General features: G+C 64.0%; 17 protein-coding genes and 1 riboswitch. Of the genes, 1 reads left to right on the top strand and 16 read right to left on the bottom strand.

The genetic code is table 11. From position 1 onward, the window contains the following. Positions 1-2: 2 nt before the first annotated feature. The 11 genes from ACVC7O_RS02030 to cbiE form a co-directional block, all read right to left on the bottom strand. Positions 3-851 (bottom strand): metal ABC transporter permease, encoded by an 849-nt coding sequence (locus ACVC7O_RS02030; RefSeq protein WP_458324445.1) that lies wholly within the window; start codon positions 849-851, stop codon positions 3-5. Further along, positions 851-1,732, bottom strand: coding sequence for a metal ABC transporter permease (locus tag ACVC7O_RS02025; protein ID WP_458324444.1), 882 nt, complete (start codon positions 1,730-1,732; stop codon positions 851-853). The genes ACVC7O_RS02030 and ACVC7O_RS02025 overlap by 1 nt, the downstream gene beginning before the upstream one ends. Continuing rightward, positions 1,729-2,628: a manganese/iron ABC transporter ATP-binding protein gene (locus ACVC7O_RS02020; protein WP_458324443.1), complete on the bottom strand. Its 900-nt coding sequence runs from the start codon at positions 2,626-2,628 to the stop codon at positions 1,729-1,731. The genes ACVC7O_RS02025 and ACVC7O_RS02020 overlap by 4 nt, the downstream gene beginning before the upstream one ends. Before the next feature lie 85 nt (positions 2,629-2,713). Beyond that, positions 2,714-3,616, bottom strand: a complete 903-nt coding sequence (locus ACVC7O_RS02015) for a metal ABC transporter substrate-binding protein (RefSeq protein WP_458324442.1) — start codon at positions 3,614-3,616, stop codon at positions 2,714-2,716. Positions 3,617-3,721: 105 nt separating this feature from the next. Next, positions 3,722-4,465, bottom strand: a complete 744-nt coding sequence (gene cobF / locus ACVC7O_RS02010; protein WP_458324441.1) for a precorrin-6A synthase (deacetylating) — start codon at positions 4,463-4,465, stop codon at positions 3,722-3,724. A 60-nt stretch (positions 4,466-4,525) separates the two neighbouring features. Continuing rightward, the gene (locus ACVC7O_RS02005) at positions 4,526-5,203 is read right to left on the bottom strand and encodes an energy-coupling factor ABC transporter permease (RefSeq protein ID WP_458324440.1); all 678 of its coding nucleotides are present in this window, start codon (positions 5,201-5,203) and stop codon (positions 4,526-4,528) included. Positions 5,204-5,253: 50 nt separating this feature from the next. Beyond that, a riboswitch (cobalamin riboswitch) is annotated at positions 5,254-5,433 on the bottom strand. A 37-nt stretch (positions 5,434-5,470) separates the two neighbouring features. Further along, the gene (gene cobA, locus ACVC7O_RS02000; RefSeq protein WP_458324439.1) at positions 5,471-6,190 is read right to left on the bottom strand and encodes a uroporphyrinogen-III C-methyltransferase; all 720 of its coding nucleotides are present in this window, start codon (positions 6,188-6,190) and stop codon (positions 5,471-5,473) included. Continuing rightward, the gene (locus tag ACVC7O_RS01995; RefSeq protein ID WP_458324438.1) at positions 6,187-7,506 is read right to left on the bottom strand and encodes a cobyrinate a,c-diamide synthase; all 1,320 of its coding nucleotides are present in this window, start codon (positions 7,504-7,506) and stop codon (positions 6,187-6,189) included. The genes cobA and ACVC7O_RS01995 overlap by 4 nt, the downstream gene beginning before the upstream one ends. Further along, complete coding sequence (gene cobM, locus ACVC7O_RS01990; RefSeq protein ID WP_458324437.1) at positions 7,499-8,293, bottom strand: precorrin-4 C(11)-methyltransferase; 795 nt, start codon at positions 8,291-8,293, stop codon at positions 7,499-7,501. The genes ACVC7O_RS01995 and cobM overlap by 8 nt, the downstream gene beginning before the upstream one ends. Continuing rightward, positions 8,290-8,658: a cobalamin biosynthesis protein gene (locus ACVC7O_RS01985; protein WP_458324436.1), complete on the bottom strand. Its 369-nt coding sequence runs from the start codon at positions 8,656-8,658 to the stop codon at positions 8,290-8,292. The genes cobM and ACVC7O_RS01985 overlap by 4 nt, the downstream gene beginning before the upstream one ends. After that, the gene (gene cbiE / locus ACVC7O_RS01980; protein WP_458324435.1) at positions 8,655-9,854 is read right to left on the bottom strand and encodes a precorrin-6y C5,15-methyltransferase (decarboxylating) subunit CbiE; all 1,200 of its coding nucleotides are present in this window, start codon (positions 9,852-9,854) and stop codon (positions 8,655-8,657) included. Before cbiE ends, ACVC7O_RS01985 begins: the two co-directional genes overlap by 4 nt. Between cbiE and ACVC7O_RS01975 the strand changes: the two genes are divergently transcribed. Then, positions 9,853-10,608 (top strand): cobalt-precorrin-6A reductase, encoded by a 756-nt coding sequence (locus ACVC7O_RS01975; protein ID WP_458324434.1) that lies wholly within the window; start codon positions 9,853-9,855, stop codon positions 10,606-10,608. The two genes, cbiE and ACVC7O_RS01975, sit on opposite strands and share 2 nt — an antisense overlap. Here ACVC7O_RS01975 and cobJ read toward each other — a convergent pair. Genes cobJ through cobN form a run of 5 tightly spaced genes read right to left on the bottom strand, consistent with a single transcriptional unit; the run spans position 10,581 to position 17,107 of the window. Beyond that, a complete protein-coding gene (cobJ, locus tag ACVC7O_RS01970) occupies positions 10,581-11,333 on the bottom strand; it encodes a precorrin-3B C(17)-methyltransferase (RefSeq protein WP_458324433.1) in 753 nt (250 codons plus the stop codon). The genes ACVC7O_RS01975 and cobJ overlap by 28 nt on opposite strands. Beyond that, entirely contained in the window at positions 11,330-12,058 is a 729-nt protein-coding gene (cobI, locus tag ACVC7O_RS01965) for a precorrin-2 C(20)-methyltransferase (protein WP_458324432.1), read from the bottom strand. Before cobI ends, cobJ begins: the two co-directional genes overlap by 4 nt. Next, positions 12,055-12,684 carry a precorrin-8X methylmutase gene (locus ACVC7O_RS01960; RefSeq protein ID WP_458324431.1) on the bottom strand — a complete coding sequence of 210 codons (630 nt, stop codon included), beginning with the start codon at positions 12,682-12,684 and terminating at the stop codon, positions 12,055-12,057. The genes cobI and ACVC7O_RS01960 overlap by 4 nt, the downstream gene beginning before the upstream one ends. Further along, positions 12,681-13,817, bottom strand: a complete 1,137-nt coding sequence (cobG, locus tag ACVC7O_RS01955; RefSeq protein ID WP_458324430.1) for a precorrin-3B synthase — start codon at positions 13,815-13,817, stop codon at positions 12,681-12,683. Before cobG ends, ACVC7O_RS01960 begins: the two co-directional genes overlap by 4 nt. Then, positions 13,814-17,107, bottom strand: a complete 3,294-nt coding sequence (cobN, locus tag ACVC7O_RS01950) for a cobaltochelatase subunit CobN (protein WP_458324429.1) — start codon at positions 17,105-17,107, stop codon at positions 13,814-13,816. The genes cobG and cobN overlap by 4 nt, the downstream gene beginning before the upstream one ends. Position 17,108 lies beyond the last annotated feature (1 nt).

The following is a 17,108-nucleotide window of genomic DNA, read 5'->3' as shown; positions in this document are numbered from 1 at the left end:
TTTCAGCCTTTCGCAACCCGCTTGAGAGACGTCCGTCGCGTCTGAACCTGGCGCCGGACAAAGGCCACGATGAAAACCGCCGTCAGGATCAGGACAATTGTCGGTGCGGGGGCGCTGTCGAGGAAAAAGCTGGCATAGGTCCCGAGGAGCATCGACGCCATGCAGACCAGAACCGACACCCACAGCATGGTGGAGAACTTGCGCACAAGCAAAAAGGCGATGGCGCCCGGCGCGATTAGCAGCCCGATCGCCAGGATCAGCCCAACGGCAGAGAGGGTTGCAACAATCGTGAGCGATAAGGCCGCGAGCAAACCGTAGTGCAGCGCGTTGACCCAAAGCCCGGACGCCTGCGCCTGGGCCGGGTCGAAGCTATGCAACAGCAAGTCTTTCCACTTCAGTACCAACATCACCCCGACCACGGCCGAGATGAGCCCGGCGGTCAGAAGCTCATTCGGCTCCACGCCCAACATATTGCCAAAGAGTATGTGATCGAGATGCGCATTGGTCTCGACCGAAACGTACAGCACGATGCCCACGCCGAACATGCCCGAGAAGACAACGCCCATCACCGTATCCTGCTTCACCCGGCTGTTCGTCGAGAGATACCCGGTCGCGATGGCACAGGTCATGCCCGCGAGGAAGGCGCCGATCAGGAGAGGAATGCCGAAGATGTAGGCCAGCACGATACCCGGCAACACTGCATGGCTCACCGCGTCGCCCATCAGCGCCCAGCCCTTCATCACAAGAAAGCAGGAGAGCAGCGCGGTCGGGACCGATACGATCATCGAAATCAGAAACGCGTTCTGCATGAACCCGAAAGAGAACGGCATGAGCAACGTCTGCGGATCCATCAGGCGAGCTCCTCTGTCCGGTCCGGCATCGCATCTCGCTGTATCGCTGCCTTGCGCCGCGCGGCCAGCAGCCCATGCTTCGGCGCGAGCAAAAAGGCCAGCAGGAAGATCACGGTTTGCAGCGTGACGATGATGCCGCCGGTGGCGCCATCAAGGAAGTAGCTGATGTAGGCACCGAGAAAGCTGCTGCCCGCGCCGATGGCGACAGAGGTTGCGATCAGCCTCGGGAAGCGATCACAGAGCAGGTAAGCGGTCGCCCCGGGGGTGACCACCATCGCAATGACCAGAAACGCGCCCACCGTCTGCATCGCCGCCACGACGCTGGCGGACAGCAGCACGAAAAAGACAACCTTCAAAAGGCCGGGACGCAGCCCGATGGCGCGCGCGTGATTTTCATCGAAGAAGGTCACCATCAGGTCTTTCCACTTCAACAAAAGCACTGTCAGCGAAATCAACCCGATCAGGACAAGCTGCAACGTGTCTTCGGGTGTGATGGCGAGAATGTTGCCCATCGTGATGGTCTGGATCGAGACTGAAATCGGGTTGATCGAGACGATAAAGAGCCCAAGGCCAAAAAAGGAGGTGAAGATCAGGCCGATGATGACATCGACCTTCAGACCGGAACGTTCCGACAGGAAGAGCATCGCCCCCGCCGCCAGACCACCGGCGATAAAGGCCCCCAGGGCGAAGGGCAGCCCGAGGATGTAGGCCCCTGCCACGCCCGGTACGACGGAATGAGACAGCGCATCTCCGATCAGCGACCAGCCTTTCAACATCAGATAGGCGGAGAGAAACGCACAGACCCCGCCGACCAACGCCGAGACCCACATCGCATTGGTCATGTAGCTGTAGCCAAAGGGCTCGAGCAGCAGGTCGATCATGAGCCCTGGTCCGTGCGCTGGGTCTTGTCGCCGTATTGCACGAACGGCCGCTCATCATCGGTGAAGATCGTCACCTCGCGGGCGTCCTCGTCATCGTGCAGAGTGTTGCCGCCCAGGGTGAAATGGCGCAGCACACCGCCAAAGGCTTTCTCGAGGTTCTCCCGCGTGAAGGTCGTCTCCGTCAGGCCGTGGCACAACACTGTGCCCTTGACGAGGATGGTCCGGTCGCAGAATTCCGGCACCGAGCCAAGGTTGTGGGTCGAGACCAGCATGACGCGCCCTTCGGCCCGCAGATCGCGCAGCAGAGCAACGATTTGCTCTTCGGTTTTCACGTCCACACCGGTGAAGGGCTCGTCGAGCAGGATTACTTGTCCATCCTGTGCCAGCGCGCGGGCGAGGAACACGCGCTTGCGCTGGCCACCCGACAGCTCGCCTATCTGGCGGTGCCGAAAATCCTGCATACTGACCCGTGCGAGCGCCTTTTCAACCGCGTCGTGATCCGCTTGCCGGGGGCGTCGCAGAAAGCCCATGTGGCCATAGCGACCCATCATCACCACGTCTTCGACCAGAACGGGGAATGCCCAGTCCACCTCTTCCGACTGCGGGACGTAAGCCACGAGGTTTTTGCCGAGGGCCGCGCGCACGCTCATCCCCAGAATGCTGATGTCGCCCTGCGACGCGGGCACAAAACCCATGATCGCCTTGAAAAGGGTCGATTTCCCGGCACCATTGACGCCCACAAGCGCCGTAACTGTCCCACGCGGGATTTCGAAGCTCGCATTCCACAGCGCGGTGTGCCCATTGCGATAGGTGACGGTTACGTCCTGCGCACGCAGACCAACACCGCCGGTCTGTGCGCCCGGCGATGTGTCGCGTTGGAATGGATCATCGCGCATATCGTTGTCCTAACCCAGGGGCACCGTTCGCGCCGCCCCTGATCGTCGCTCTTCTACGGGCACATAGCCCGTTGTCACCGGTCGATCAATTGATGGCCTCCGTGAGCCCTTCAGCCAGGGTGGTTGACGTGACCTTCAGCAAATCGAGATAGGTCGGTACCGGGCCATCCGCCGCGCTGAGACTGTCGACATAGAGAACACCGCCGTAGGCCGCGCCGGTCTCGCGCGCAACCTGCTCGGCCGGCGCCGTGTTCACCGTGCTCTCGCAGAAGACGACGGGGATATCGTTGTCGCGCACACCGTCGATCACGGATCGCACCTGCTGAGGTGTCCCAACCTGATCAGCGTTCATCGGCCAGAGGTAAAGCTCATTCATTCCGAAGTCGCGCGCCAGATAGCTGAACGCGCCTTCGCAGGTCACCAGCCAGCGCCGATTGTCCGGGATCTCCGCAACGGCTGCGCGAAGGGGTTCGATGGTCTCGCGCAGCGCGTCTTTATAGGCCGCGCCGTTCTGCTCGTATGTTTCGGCGTTGTCCGGGTCGGTCTCGACAAAAGCAGCAACGATATTGTCGATGTAGATCAGCGCGTTATCCAAGCCCATCCAGGCGTGAGGGTTGGGTTTGCCCTCATAGGATCCGGAAGCAATCGGAATCGGGTCGATGCCATCCGTAAGCGTCACCGACGGGATATCCTCCATGTTGGAGAGGAACTGCTCAAACCACAGCTCAAGGTTCATGCCGTTCCAGAGGATCAGATCTGCATCCGAGGCCCGCACGATATCCTGCGGCGTCGGCTCGTATCCGTGGATCTCGGCGCCCGGCTTGGTGATCGAGACCACCTCGGCCGCATCGCCCGCAACGTTTGATGCCATATCGGCCAGAACGGTAAAGGTGGTGACCACCTTCATCTTCTCATCCGCGGCGACTGCGGTCGCCAGAACCGCGGCAAGCGCCGCGACGGACGTTGATTGCATCACTCTTCTTAGCATCAGACTCTCCATGACATAGACAGCTCTTGCCACCTGTAAATGCAAATCACTCGCAACTGTCAAGTAATTTGAGAATGATTCTCAAGTTCTCAACGCACAATCTGTTCAGTTCGTGGTTTTGCTGAGCAGATAGGTGTCCATGATCCACCCATGCCGCGCCCGAGCAGCAGCGCGGGCATCGAGGATCTTGTCCGTGACCTCTGCCAACGGACCCGCCGCGATAATCTGTTCCGGCATGCCCAGGTAGGCGCCCCACCAGATCGTGAGGTTGGGCTCTGTCAGCTCCTGAAAACTTGCTTCGCCATCGAGCATGACCACAAGACGATCTATGCCCTCGGGCCATCCTGCATCGCGCAGGCGGCGCCCGGTGGTGATCTGGATCGGCCCATTCACGTCGTTGAGCGGGATCGCATGAGCTGCGGTCAGAGCCTGTATCGCCATAATACCCGGCACCACACGGATGGTGGGCGGTGGGATCAAACGTCCGGCGATGCGCAACGTGCTGTCATAGAGCGACGGATCGCCCCAGACCAGCAGGGCCACAGGCCCATCCGAACCCGCCTGATCAGCCGTCTGGGCCCACCGCACCGCGATCTCATCATGCCACCGCGTCACGCGCTCCTCGTAGGGCAAGGCGGGATCGCGTTCGGGGTAGTCGAACTGGAGGACCTGCGCGGTCGAGCCTGCAGCTTCGATGATGCGATAGCGCAGCTCGGCCAGATCATCTTTGCCAGAGCCCTTGTGTGGTACGAGGATTGTCCGCGCCTCGCGGATGGCCTGCAATCCTTCACCCGTCACGTGATGCGGTGACCCGGTGCCGATACCAATCAGCCAGAGCTCAGTGATCATATTGTCACCCACAAGAAAGCCCGGACCACATCGCAGGGTCCGGGCCGCGCCTTACCTAGATTACGCGCCTTCGTAGAGACGCGCTGTGAACAGACCCTCGACTTTGCCCGACCGAAGCGCCTTGGCGCCCGCAAGCACCGCCAGATCGGCAATTGGTTCGATCAGGATCACCAGAAGATACGCAATTCCGAAGGTCCAGACCGACTGGACCGTCTCGGCACCGAATCCCTGGCCATAGAACGCCCAGAACGCGACCCAGGCCACAACGCCACCCTGATACATGGCGGACAGCTTGAAGACGTCAGCATAGGCCAGATCGACATAGGCCCGATCCGCCGGGATGAACCGCTGCGCCAAAGCCGAAATGGCGAAGAGCGGCACCAGCAAAGTCGTGACGTTGACGAAATACATCGGCAGATCGCTCGGTGCGAAGAAAGCCCCCTGAATCAGGAGGCCAAGCGCAAGGCCGAGCGCGGCCGGCGCCGCACCCATCAGCAAGAAGAGCGTGGTGCCAAGAATGAAGTGCACCTCGGAGACACCCACCGGGAAATGCGGCAACACCTCGAAAAAGATGAAGGTGCCGAGGGCGGCCAAAACGGTCCGCACCGCGAATGAGCCGGCACTGTGGATCTTGAGGTCGTGGAGTGCGAGTTTGGCGGTATAGCCCGCAGCCCCTGCAGCGGTTGCATAGGCAAAGGCCATCTTGGCCCCATCGACGACGCCGGGTTCGATATGCATGATTGATCCTTTCTGTCCCGCCCCTCCGGCGGATAAATATCCGTGATCACACGGGTTTGAGCTTTACGGCAGGTCTCCTGACTTGCGGGTCGAGGCGCTGCGGTCCTTCCCAGCCAAGAGGCCAGTGGATCATCCGGAGCGCTCACCGCTTACAGTTGCGGGGGCAGTCTGAGACTTTCACTCAGTTCCCTTTTCAGCCACAAGTCGTGGCACCGTGCTTCAGTCGTATCCTTGATCTGCGCGCGCGGACAAGCGCAAAAGCGACGTTCAACTCTCGGCGAACGGCCCGTAGAGGATCAACGCTGGCTGGTCGCTGATTTCGCGGTCCAATTGCGCAGCCAGCTTAGAAACGGTGGTGCGCCGGATGCTCTGATCCGGTGTGCTGACGCTTTCGGCAAGGATCGCGGGGGTGTCGCCGGGCAGACCCCGTGCAGCAAGGGCATCGAGCAGCCTTGGAAAGGTTCGCTTGCCCATGAAGACAACGGTCGAGGCTGTGGGGTCTGCGAGGGCGTTGAGGTCGAGATCTTGCGGCAATTGCCCGCTGACATCGTGCCCCGTGACGAACTGCACCCGGCGCGCCGTCAGCCGGCGTGTAAGCGGGATACCCGCCGCAGCCGCAGCGGCACAGGCCGACGGGATGCCGGGGATGATCTCGTAGGGGACGCCAGCCTCGCGCAGGGCCACCAACTCCTCCTCCAGCCGCCCAAAGAGCCCGCTGTCGCCCGATTTCAGCCGCACCACGCGCTGGTCCATCTCGGCATATTCCACCAGCAGGCGGCTGACATGGTGCTGTTTCGGCGAGGGGCGCCCTGCCCGCTTCCCAACCCCCACCAGATCGGCCCCGGAGCGGGCATGGCTGAGGATCGGCCCGGAGGAGAGATCGTCGAACAGCACTGCGTCGGCCCGTTTCAGACGATCCACGGCTTTCAACGTCAACAGCTCAGGATCGCCCGGTCCCGAGCCCACAAAGCTGACGAAACCGGTCACGCCTGCTCCTCGGCGGTGATCAGGTGGAAGAAGGTGCCGGTCACATTGCCGAGGCGAGAGCCGGTTTCCGGCACAGGGTTTCCATCGGCATCCACGACGTCGGCCAGCGGCGCGTCGGGCTGATCGAGGATGGTCGAGTAGTGAAACTCGTGCCCGCGCAGAGCTGCGCCAGGTTGATGGCCGGGCAAGCCAGCGTGCAACACAGCCCGGCGGTAGCCGAGGTGAAATTTCCGCTTTTCAAAGCTGGTCACGAGCCCAAGCAGACCCGCCATCTCGTGCCGCGTGCCCTCCTTGTCGATGAGCGCCTGCCCCAGCGCCATGTAGCCACCGCACTCGCCATGCACCGGTTTGCTTGCAGCATGCGCCCGCAGACCTGCTTTGAACCGCGTCGCGGCTGCCAGGGTCGCACCGTGCAACTCTGGGTATCCGCCGGGCAGCCAGACAAGATCCGCAGCAGGGTCCGGCTCCTCGTCAGCCAAGGGTGAAAACGGCACAACCTCCGCCCCCGCGCGGCGCCACCCCTCCAGAACATGCGGGTAGGTGAAGGAAAATGCCGCATCCTGCGCCAGGGCGATGCGCTGCGCGGGTGGCTCTGGTAAATCCGCTCCCGATACGGCTGCGGCCCCGCCTCGCGCGGCCTGCCGGATCGCCGCAACATCGACATGCGCGCGCAGAAACTCGGCGTACCCCGCAATGGCCGCATCGAGATCGGGATGCTCAACCGCCTGGATCAGGCCGAGATGCCGCTCGGGCAATGTCAGATCTCCACGGCGCGGCAGGACGCCCAGCACCTTAAGCCCCGCGTTCTCCATCCCCAGCCGCGCGAGACGCTCGTGGCGCGGAGAGGCACATCGGTTCAGGATCACGCCCGCGAAGGGCACATCGGGGTTGTAGGTCTGAAAACCCAAGGCGGTCGCCGCCGCCGATTGCGCCTGCCCGCTCACATCAACGATCAGAACCACAGGCCAGCCCATGCGTTGCGCCGTCTCCGCGCTGCTGCCAAAACCGGACTGACCGCGCGTGGCCACACCGTCATAGAGCCCCATGGACCCTTCGGCGACACAAAGCTCGGCGCCGTCCGCCTCGTCTGAAATTGCGTTCAGCAGATCGGGGCCCATTGCCCAGGTGTCTAGGTTGAACGACGCGCGCCCGCAGGCCGCCTGATGAAACGCAGGGTCGATGTAGTCCGGGCCAGACTTGAAGGGCTGCACCTTCAGGCCGTCATCCGCAAGCGCGCGCAGCAGGCCCAGCATCACCGTGGTTTTGCCGGTGCCTGACGAGGGCGCTGAAATCATGATCCCAGGTCGTTCAATCATCGCCGTGACTCCAGCTGGCCCAGGGGCTGTCCGCGCTTTGCGGTCGATAACGGCGGTCGTAGTCCGCCGCGTAGAGGCAGCTTTCATCGAACCCCTCGCCTGCCAGAGCGGGCCCGGCGAGGATGAGCGCCGTTCGGGCAATCCCGGCGTCCAGCTGATCGGCGATATCCCCGAGCGTGCCGCGGATGATCTGCTGGTCCGGCCAACTGGCCCGGTAGACCACCGCCACCGGGCAATCCGCGCCATAGGCGGGTGTCAGATCGCGCACCACCGTGTCGAGGTTCTGAATGGACAGGTGGATCGCCAGCGTGGCACCGGTGGCGGCGAAATTTGTGAGCGTCTCGCCTTCCGGCATCGATGACGCCCGCCCCGGTGTGCGGGTCAAAACAACCGATTGTGCGAGACCCGGTAGCGTCAACTCGGTGCCAAGGGCTGCGGCGGCTGCGGAGAAGGAGGGCACACCGGGCGTCACCGACACCGGAATGTCTGCCTCGCGTAGGCGACGCATCTGCTCGCCCATCGCGGACCACACCGATAGATCACCGGAATGCAGCCGCGCGATGTCTTTGCCAGCTGCGTGCGCAACCGAGATCGCATCGATGATCTCGTCGAGAGACATCGACGCGGTATTCACCACCTCGGCGCCCGGCGGACAATGTGCCAGCACCGCGTCAGGCACCAGCGATCCGGCATAGAGGCAGACCGGGCAGGCGGCGATCAGATCCCGCCCCCGCAGAGTGAGAAGGTCGGGCGCGCCAGGTCCGGCGCCGATGAAATGGACGGTCATGAGGTCTCTCTGATGGCGAGCGCGCAGGTCGCGAGCTTGTCGGCCGATATCTGCCGCACGGTCAAGAGCCGCGCGCCGGGCCCGGCCGCAGCCAGAGCCGCGGCTTCGGCCAACGAGCCCGTACCGTACCGCTCCTTGGACGCCGCCGATTCCGTGGTTGTCTTCTGTTGTTTCAGCACATCCACCGGAACCGCCTTGACCGGCAGATCAAGCTCTTCTGCAAACAGTCGAAACGCCTCGGCGATGGCCTTGTCATCCACCGTGGCCAGCACCTCGGGCGCAGCGGACTCGCAGGCCTTTGCATAGGCATCTTCCAAGCTGGCCGCGGAGGCCTCTTTCCGAAATCCGAACCCTGCCGCAATCATAAGCGCACACTCCATTGTACGATGGGATAGCTGGCCTTCCAGCCGCGTTTGGGTCCCAGCGGTTCAGCACGGGACAGCTCCAGCCGGATCAGATCTCCACCCAATCGCTCCCGAGCTTGCAGCAAAAGCGCCTCGGTCTCCAGTGTCACCGCATTCGCGACGATGCGGGTGCCTGGATCAAGATGGGTTTCCAGCCAGTCCAGAAGGGTTGCGGAGAGGCCGCCACCAACAAACACGGCGTGAGGCTTGGGCTGACCGTCGAGGATCTCGGGCGCAGCACCGTTGACGACGGTCAGACGATCGACGCCGAGCCTGGCTGCGTTACTCTCGATCCGCGCGGCCCGATCCGCGCGCGGCTCGAAGCTGATCGCCTGCAGAGTGGGATGGGCCAACAGCCATTCGATGCCGATAGAGCCCGAGCCACCGCCAATATCCCAGAGCAACTCGCCTTGCTCAGGCGCGAGAGCCGAAAGCGTGAGCGCGCGCACCGGTTGCTTCGTGATCTGACCATCGCTCTCGAACCACGCGTCAGGTCGACCGCCGGCCAACGAGAGCGCAGCGCCATTACCCGCCACACCGATAGCGACACAGACGGGGTGCTGAAACCTCTCCTCAGGCACTGTCGCTGCGGTTGCGTGGGTGATCCGCTCACGCGGCCCGCCGAGGGCTTCGAGAACCGCGAGAGAGGAGACGCCAAAACCTTCGCCAGCGAGATAGGCACCAAGTTCCTGAACCGCCGCGCCGTCACGCAGCAAAACCAGCAACTGGGCACCGCGCGCAAGATGCGGACGCAAGCGGCTCAGAGGCGCGGCGTGCAGCCCAAGGCAGGTAATGCGGTCGAGGGACCATCCCAGACGGTTGGCCGCCAGGGAAAAACTGGACGGCCCCGGCAAGCTCAACCATTCCTGTGGATCGAGGTGCTTGGCCAGGGTGCCCCCCGCGCCAAACCAGAAGGGATCGCCCGAGGCCAACACGACCACCCGCTTGCCACGCAGCGCGAGGAGCGGCGCGATGCCATCCGCGAAAGGAACCGGCCAGGCACGTGTTTCGCAACCAAGTGACCCAACCAGATCAAGATGCCGCGGCGGGCCGATCACGATTTCCGCAGCCTCCAACGCCTTGCGGCTTGCGGGGGCGAGGCCTTTGAGGCCATCTTCTCCCAACCCGATGATGGTCAACCACGGAGCCTCAGACATGGACCCGAACCTGCTGGTTCTCGGCGGCACGACCGAAGCCACCGCGCTGTGCCGCGCGCTGGCCGAAGCAGGGCTGCGCGGCACCATCTCCTTTGCAGGCCGCGTCGCGCGCCCGGTTCGACAACCTCTGCCACAGCGGATCGGCGGCTTTGGCGGTGTGGCAGGGCTGCGAGACTATCTTCAGCAGAACAACATCACCCATGTGATTGATGCGACGCATCCTTTTGCCGCTCAGATGAGCTGCAATGCGGTGGCTGCCTGTGCAAAGGCACTCGTCCCATTGGCCGCGCTGACCCGCGCGCCGTGGAGTCCGAAGAGCGGAGACAACTGGACCGCGGTTCCGGACATCGCGGGCGCCGTTGCTGCGCTCGACCGGCCCGCGGAACGGGTCATGCTGGCCATTGGACGCCTGAACCTGCCCGCCTTTGCACCGCATCCGCAGCACAGCTATCTGCTCCGGCTGGTTGACCCGCCAGATACACCTCCCCCATTTCCGGACCATCACGTGATTGTCGACCGTGGACCCTTCAGTGTTGCAGGCGACCTGACCCTGATGCGAGAACACAAGATCAGCCTTATCGTGTCGAAGAACTCTGGCGGAACAGGCGCTTACGCCAAGATCAGCGCGGCACGGGACTTGGGTCTGCCGGTCATCATGATCGCGCGCCCGACATTGCCCGCCCGGGTCGAGCTGCACGACATTCCGGCGGTTCTGGACTGGATCGCTCATGCCTCGACCGATCTCGGCGTATAGACCCAAGGAGTGCCATCGCGGGCGATCATCCGGGTGTTCGACGCGCCGATAATGACCATCGTGCGCATGTCGGCCATCCCGGCCTCGGCCTGTTGTAGCGGGACGATGCAGATATCCTCCTCGGGCGTTGAGACGGCACGAGCGAAGACCACCGGGCGGTCGTCGGCGCAGGCATCCTTGAGGATATCGAGGGTCTTCTGAAACCCCTCAGGTCGCGCCTTCGAGCGCGGATTATAGAACGCCATGGCGAAATCAGCCTCGACCGCCAAGCGCAGACGCCGCTCGATCAGGGACCAGGGCTTGAGGTTGTCGCTGAGGTTGATGGCACAGAAATCGTGCCCCAAAGGAGCCCCCACACGGGCGGCGGCGGCCAGCATCGCGGTGATGCCTGGCGCCACGCGAATATCCAAGTCACGCCACGTGTCCGGGCCCGCCTCGACCGCTTCGAAGATGGCGGCGGCCATGGCGAAAACGCCAGGATCGCCGGAGGAAACAACCACGACACGCCGCCCTTCGGATGCCATCTGAAGCGCGTGGCGCGACCGGTCGAGCTCGACCCGGTTGTCGCTTGGGTGCAGCGTCAGACCCTCCCGTTCGGCGACCCGCGCCACGTAGGGGATGTAGCCCACCACATCCGTGGCCTCGGCGAGCGCCGCGCTGACGTCGGGGGTCACCAGATCAGCGCTCCCCGGACCCAGTCCGGCAATCACCAGCCAACCACTCATGGCCTGCGGCCCTGCCCGTGCACGACGATGATGGAGAAATACGGGGTGATCTTGTCCCCGGCCTCGGCCAATTTCTGCACGCTCTGTTGCGGCATGCTGGCATATTCGATGAGCCAAGCGGCCTCAAACTTGCCCGCGGCTTTCAGGGCCGATTTCACCTTCTCGAAATGCCGCCCGATCTTCATGACCACAACCGCATCGCAGCGCGCCATGGCGTCGGTCAACACATCTTCCGACAGGGTGCCCATCAGTACCGTGAGGATATCATCGCCCCAGGTGACCGGCTGACCGGTGGCCGTCCACGCGCCGGACATGCCGGTGATCGCGGGCACCACCTCAACCGGCACCTCGTCTTTCAGCCGGGTGTAAAGGTGCATGAAAGAGCCGAAGAAGAACGGGTCGCCTTCACAAAGCACCACCACATCCTCGCCCTTCTCCACGAGATGACGCAGGTGATCGGTACAAGCGGCATAGAAGCTCGATAGGGCTGCGTTATATGCCGGATCCTCGACAGGGATCTCTGTCGTCACAGGATATTCCATAGGAAATTCAATGGCTTCACAGTGAAGAAGCCCTTCGACAATTCGGCGGGCCTGGCCCGCGCGACCGGCCTTGCGGAAGAAGGCCACGTGCTTGGCCTGACGCAACAGGCGGTCGGCCCGGACGCTCATCAGATCGGGATCACCTGGGCCAAGGCCCACCCCATAGAGGGTCCCGACGCTCATTCGGCCCTGCTCGCGATCGCATTGATCGCCGCGACAGTGATCGCGCTGCCGCCAAGACGCCCCTGCACGATGCAGCAGGGCACGGGTTGATCCGCCCAAAGCGCGTCCTTGCTTTCCACCGCGCCAACGAAGCCCACCGGGCATCCGATGATCGCAGCCGGGCGCGGACAGTCTGGATCCTGCAACATGTTGAGCAAGTGAAAGAGCGCGGTGGGCGCATTGCCGATGGCCACCAGCGCACCTTCAAGATGGGGGCGCCAGAGCTCCAGCGCGGCTGCAGACCGGGTGTTCTGCATCTGCGCAGCCAGGTCCCGCACACCATCATCATGCAAGGTACAGATAACGGCGTTGCTCGCAGGGAGGCGCGGACGTGTGACACCTTCGCTGACCATTCGCGCATCGCACAAGATCGGGGCGCCCCCCTGCAAAGCCGCACGCGCCGCCGTTGCAAACTCGGGGGAAAACCGGATGTGCTTCTCCAAACCGACGAGACCTGCGGCGTGGATCATGCGAACAGCGATCTGCTCCTCGTCAGCCGCAAAGCGCGCGAGGTCCGCCTCGGCCCGGATCGTGGCGAAGGATTGCGTATAGATCGCGGCGCCGTCGGTTTCATAGGTGTAAGTCATGCAGGCGTTTTCAGTTCCGTCAGAATCTCGTCAGGCCGCAGCCCGGTCTTCTGGGGGGCATCCCACGCGTGGCCGTTCCGTACAAGATCGAAACGCCCGTCTCGCCCGATCAGCGTGACATCTGCGCTTTGCTTGGACGCGCAGGACTTGGCGCAGCCCGACACATGCACGCTGCCGCCAATCTGTGACGCCAAGGCGCGCGCGAGAGCTCGTGTTTCGACCGTCGCAGTGGTGCAGAACGGGGTCCCGGGACAGGCCTGCGCCGTGAGAAGTGGTGAATTGTCCGAACTGATGAGGTCAGGCGCCGTCACGCGTTCGGTGCCTTCCAGAAGGATCATGCGCCAAGGCGTAACGCGCAGTCCTGTGGCAGAGGTGTCCGTCATCACCTGCTTGAGTGCCCCAGCCTCGAGCTGCCCGAATGCGGCACCGACCAAGGCACCCAGGGCGTGATGACCAGGCTTCGGGCGCAGTCCGCCGCTCGGCTTGGTAATGGTTGTCCACGACGCAGCCAGGCCAGCCCGCTGAACGGTCTGCGCCATCCTGCGTTCATCTGCAGCGCGGTGACGTGTGAACCACTCAGCGAGCTCGATCACTGCGTTTTGGACCTCGGACCGCTGAACCAATCGGCCGCGACCCGACCCGTCGGCGCGCAGTAGAAAACCCTCGTCCGCCCGCTCGATCCGGATATCAGCGGACGCGGTCTGCAGCAGCGGCACCGCCCCAGTATCCACCGCAAAGCCGAATTTTGCGGGCAGCTCTGGAAGCTGCGGCAGCGCATCGAGCAGCAAAAGGATGATCTGATAGCTGTCGTCATCTTGGCCCCAGAAGGGCGTGACGAGCATGTTGCGCCGAGCTTCGATTTCCGGGTCTTCATCAAGCAGACCCAACGCGTGCAGCGCCTGTAGGACACGGTCATGGTCGCCCTCTGCGATGCCTCGAATTTGCAGATTGGCACGATTGGTCAGATCGATGAAGCCGTTGCCAAAGGTCTCTGCCACCGTGCAAAGCCCCAAGACCTGCTCCCTGTCGAGGCGCGCAAAGAACGGTCGCACGCGGATAATCAAACCATCGCCCGACATCATTGGGCGATAGGCGCCGGGGCACCATCCCTTGACCGTCGGTTCCGGGATCACTGCGCGGCCTCCAGATGGGCCAGGATGGAATTGCGACGTGTGGCCCAGAGGCCCGCCGCATGAAGCTCGGCAAAGCGGGCAAGCATCGCGGCGCGCGCCTCGGGGTTGGCACCCTGCAGGAAACGGTCCGTTTCCGGATGCCCCAGCGTGGCGTCGTGATAGAGGTCGAACAGATGCGACGACACGGCCCCCGCGAGATGCGCGAAGGCCGCCATGTGGTCGAGGGTGGCGGCAATCTCCGCCGCGCCCCGGAAACCATGCGCCCGCATCCCGGCAACCCAGGCAGGGTTGGCGGCGCGCGCCTGCACGACCCGGGCCACTTCTTCCGGCAAGGCGCGGACGCGCGGGCGGTTCGGATCGGTGTTGTCGAGATGATAGAGTGCGGCCTGACCGCCGGTGATCGCCTGCGCCGCTGCAAATCCGGCCTCATGGGCCGCGTAGTCGGCGGCGAGCAGAATATCCGTCTCGGGCAGATCCTGCGCGTGCACGAAGCTGTCAGCTGCGGCGACCCGCGCCCGAAGGCCCGCGCCCTGCTCGGTCGCCTTGTCGCCATCCAGCGCCCAGGCGCTGGCATTCAGCCAGGCCTCGCCCGCCGCCTGCCGACCCTCGGACGTGTAGGTTTCAGCGGCGTCGGCCATGCCGACGCCAAAGCGACCCGGCTGCGGACCATAGACGCGCGCGAGATCGTCGCGGCCCAGGTAGGGGTTCCAATCCGGCGCCTCATCGCGCACGGCAAGCGCCCGTATTGCTTGAGAAAAAAGCGCTGACAGCGTCGGGAAGACGTCGCGGAAAAGGCCGGAGACCCGCAGGGTGACATCAATGCGAGGCCGGTCCAACTCGGTGATCGGCAGAACCTCGATGCCGGAGACCCGCTCAGACCCCTCATCCCAGACGGGCCGGGTGCCCAGCAGATGCAGCGCCATGGCAAAATCCTCGCCCGCCGTACGCATGGTGGCCGAGCCCCAGAGATCCACCACGAGACCGCGCGGCCAATCGCCCGCATCCTGCAGGTGTCGCCGGATCAACTCATCCGCCAACTTGACCCCTTGCGCATAGGCGGCACGGGTTGGGACCGAGCGGGGATCGGTGGTGTAGAGGTTGCGGCCCGTGGGCAGAACGTCCATGCGACCGCGGTAGGGCGAGCCGGAGGGACCGGCTTCAATGCGACGCCCGTCCAGCGCATCGAGCAGCGACTGCCGCTCTGCAGCAACCGAGAGGCTGGTCTCGAAGGCGCTGGTCGCACGGGCCGGGCGGCCCCAGACGTGCAAGCCCTCGCCAAATTGCATCTCCTTGATATCACAGACAAAACGGTCGATCCGCGTGATCGCCTCGGCGTTGCATCCGGCACGGTCGAGGCCGAGGTCGTCCTCGACGCCCAAAGCCTGCGCCTCGTCGCGGATATCCGCCTGCAACCGATCGCGGCGGCGCGGATCGAGGCCGTCAGCGTTGGAGAACTCATCGAGCAGGGCTTCGAGGCGTATGAGCCGATCTGGCGTGCCGCTTTCACGCAGGGGCGGCGGGACATGGCCCAGTGTGACTGCACCGATGCGGCGCTTGGCTTGCGCCGCCTCGCCGGGATCGTTCACGATGAAGGGGTAGATCACCGCCAGCGCGCCCGTCAGCACTTCCGGCCAGCAAGCCTCTGATAAGGCGACAGATTTCCCGGGCAGCCACTCCAAAGTACCATGCGCACCGATGTGGACCAGCGCATCTGCTTGCGTCTGCAGCCAGAGGTAAAAGGCGACATAGCCGTGGCGCGGTGTGCGAGACAGATCGTGGTACTCATCGACGCGGTGGTCGGGGTGCCCGCGCTCGGGCTGCAGGGCGATGAAGGCCTGACCCGCCTCGGTGACCGGGAAGTGGAAGGCGCCATCCTGCACCATTGGGTCGTTTTCCGGGGCGCCCCAGACGGTCTCCAAATCGTCGCACAGGCGCTGCGGCAGGCGGGCCAGAGCAGCGCGATATTCGGCCAAATTCCAACATCGGTATGACGTCGGTGTCACGTCGGTATGGCGTCGGTGCGATGTCGGTATCGCGTAGCCCGCGCCGCGCAGATCCTCGAGGATCGCGTCCGCCGATGCAGGCGCATCGAGCCCGACCGCGTGGCCCGTGTTCCAGTTTTTCCCTGGGTAGGTCGAGAGCAGCAGCGCGACGCGCCGCTCGGCCACCGGCGTCCGCGCCAGCGTCAGCCAGCCGTCCACCCGGTCGGCGATGGCTGCAATGCGGTCGGGCACCGGCGCGTGGGCGTAGCGGGCAAATTCCAGATGCGGATCGCGCAGGCCGGGCTGCTTGAATGAAGCGACGCCAGCCATGATCCGACCATCGACTTCGGGCAGCACCACATGCATGGCGAGGTCGGCAGGCGATAGGCCGCGCTCGGCCTCGGCCCAGGCCTCTTGTGTCGAGGTAGCGAGCGCCACTTGGAACACCGGCACTTGGCCTGCGTCGAGGGGCGAGGTGCCGCCCTCACCTTTGCCACTGAAGGCGGTGGCGTTGACGATGGCCGCGGGTGTGAGGGTGGCCGCTTGGCGACGGAGCCAGCCTGCTGCTTCTGGAGCTTTGAGCGACGGGGCAAAGAGACCGAGCACATCGTAGCCCCGCGCGCGGAAGGCAGCGAACAGCGCCTCAATTGGAGCAAGGTCGGCGGCGACGAGGTAAGAGCGGTAGAAGGTGATGAGCAGCCGCGGTTTTTCGGTCGCGGTCTGCATCAGAACCGGGCAGGTCACCCCATGCTCAGGCGTCCAGGTGCCAACCAGCGGCAGGGACTTGGCGCCGCGAACGGGCCCAGCGTAGAGCCCGGCGGCCAGCGCCATTTGTGCCAGTGCCGCTTGCGCCGCTACCACACCGCCGGTGTCGCAGAGATGCGACAGGCGGCGCAGGGTCGAGACCGGCAGGGTCGCATGGTCGTCAAGCCGCGTGTCCATGCGTCCATCGGCGGGCAGTACGGCGAGCGCAATGCCTTTGCGCTCCGCCAACGCACGCACCTGCTGCAGCCCGTAGGACCAATAAGGTACGCCGCCGATGAGGCGAATGAGGATACCTTTCGCGCCCTCCAGCGTTTGCTCCACATAGGTGTCGACGGAGAGCGGGTGTTTCAGAGCGGCGAGATTGGCAAGGCGGAGCGTGGGCAGCTTGCCTTCGGGCCCGCCGCCACGCCGCCAGGCTTCCGCGAAAGCGCCCAGGTCGCTGTCGGAAAACGAGAGCACCACCAGATCTGCGGGCGTCTGCCCCAGATCGGTGGGCGTCTCGGTCTCTTCCAGACCGTGGCTTTCGCGGAAGACGACGTGCATG

This window comes from Roseobacter cerffii, assembly GCF_054226325.1.
Note: the sequence above shows the minus strand (reverse complement) of the source record. Positions and strands in the feature narration are given on the sequence as shown.

Coding starts and splice junctions, on each gene's coding strand:
- ACVC7O_RS02030 (WP_458324445.1), bottom strand. CDS start 851: ATGGATCCGCAGACGTTGCTCATGCCGTTCTCTTTCGGGTTCATGCAG.
- ACVC7O_RS02025 (WP_458324444.1), bottom strand. CDS start 1,732: ATGATCGACCTGCTGCTCGAGCCCTTTGGCTACAGCTACATGACCAAT.
- ACVC7O_RS02020 (WP_458324443.1), bottom strand. CDS start 2,628: ATGCGCGATGATCCATTCCAACGCGACACATCGCCGGGCGCACAGACC.
- ACVC7O_RS02015 (WP_458324442.1), bottom strand. CDS start 3,616: ATGCTAAGAAGAGTGATGCAATCAACGTCCGTCGCGGCGCTTGCCGCG.
- cobF (WP_458324441.1), bottom strand. CDS start 4,465: ATGATCACTGAGCTCTGGCTGATTGGTATCGGCACCGGGTCACCGCAT.
- ACVC7O_RS02005 (WP_458324440.1), bottom strand. CDS start 5,203: ATGCATATCGAACCCGGCGTCGTCGATGGGGCCAAGATGGCCTTTGCC.
- ACVC7O_RS01995 (WP_458324438.1), bottom strand. CDS start 7,506: ATGATTGAACGACCTGGGATCATGATTTCAGCGCCCTCGTCAGGCACC.
- cobM (WP_458324437.1), bottom strand. CDS start 8,293: ATGACCGTCCATTTCATCGGCGCCGGACCTGGCGCGCCCGACCTTCTC.
- ACVC7O_RS01985 (WP_458324436.1), bottom strand. CDS start 8,658: ATGATTGCGGCAGGGTTCGGATTTCGGAAAGAGGCCTCCGCGGCCAGC.
- ACVC7O_RS01975 (WP_458324434.1), top strand. CDS start 9,853: ATGGACCCGAACCTGCTGGTTCTCGGCGGCACGACCGAAGCCACCGCG.
- cbiE (WP_458324435.1), bottom strand. CDS start 9,854: ATGTCTGAGGCTCCGTGGTTGACCATCATCGGGTTGGGAGAAGATGGC.
- cobJ (WP_458324433.1), bottom strand. CDS start 11,333: ATGAGTGGTTGGCTGGTGATTGCCGGACTGGGTCCGGGGAGCGCTGAT.
- cobI (WP_458324432.1), bottom strand. CDS start 12,058: ATGAGCGTCGGGACCCTCTATGGGGTGGGCCTTGGCCCAGGTGATCCC.
- ACVC7O_RS01960 (WP_458324431.1), bottom strand. CDS start 12,684: ATGACTTACACCTATGAAACCGACGGCGCCGCGATCTATACGCAATCC.
- cobN (WP_458324429.1), bottom strand. CDS start 17,107: ATGCACGTCGTCTTCCGCGAAAGCCACGGTCTGGAAGAGACCGAGACG.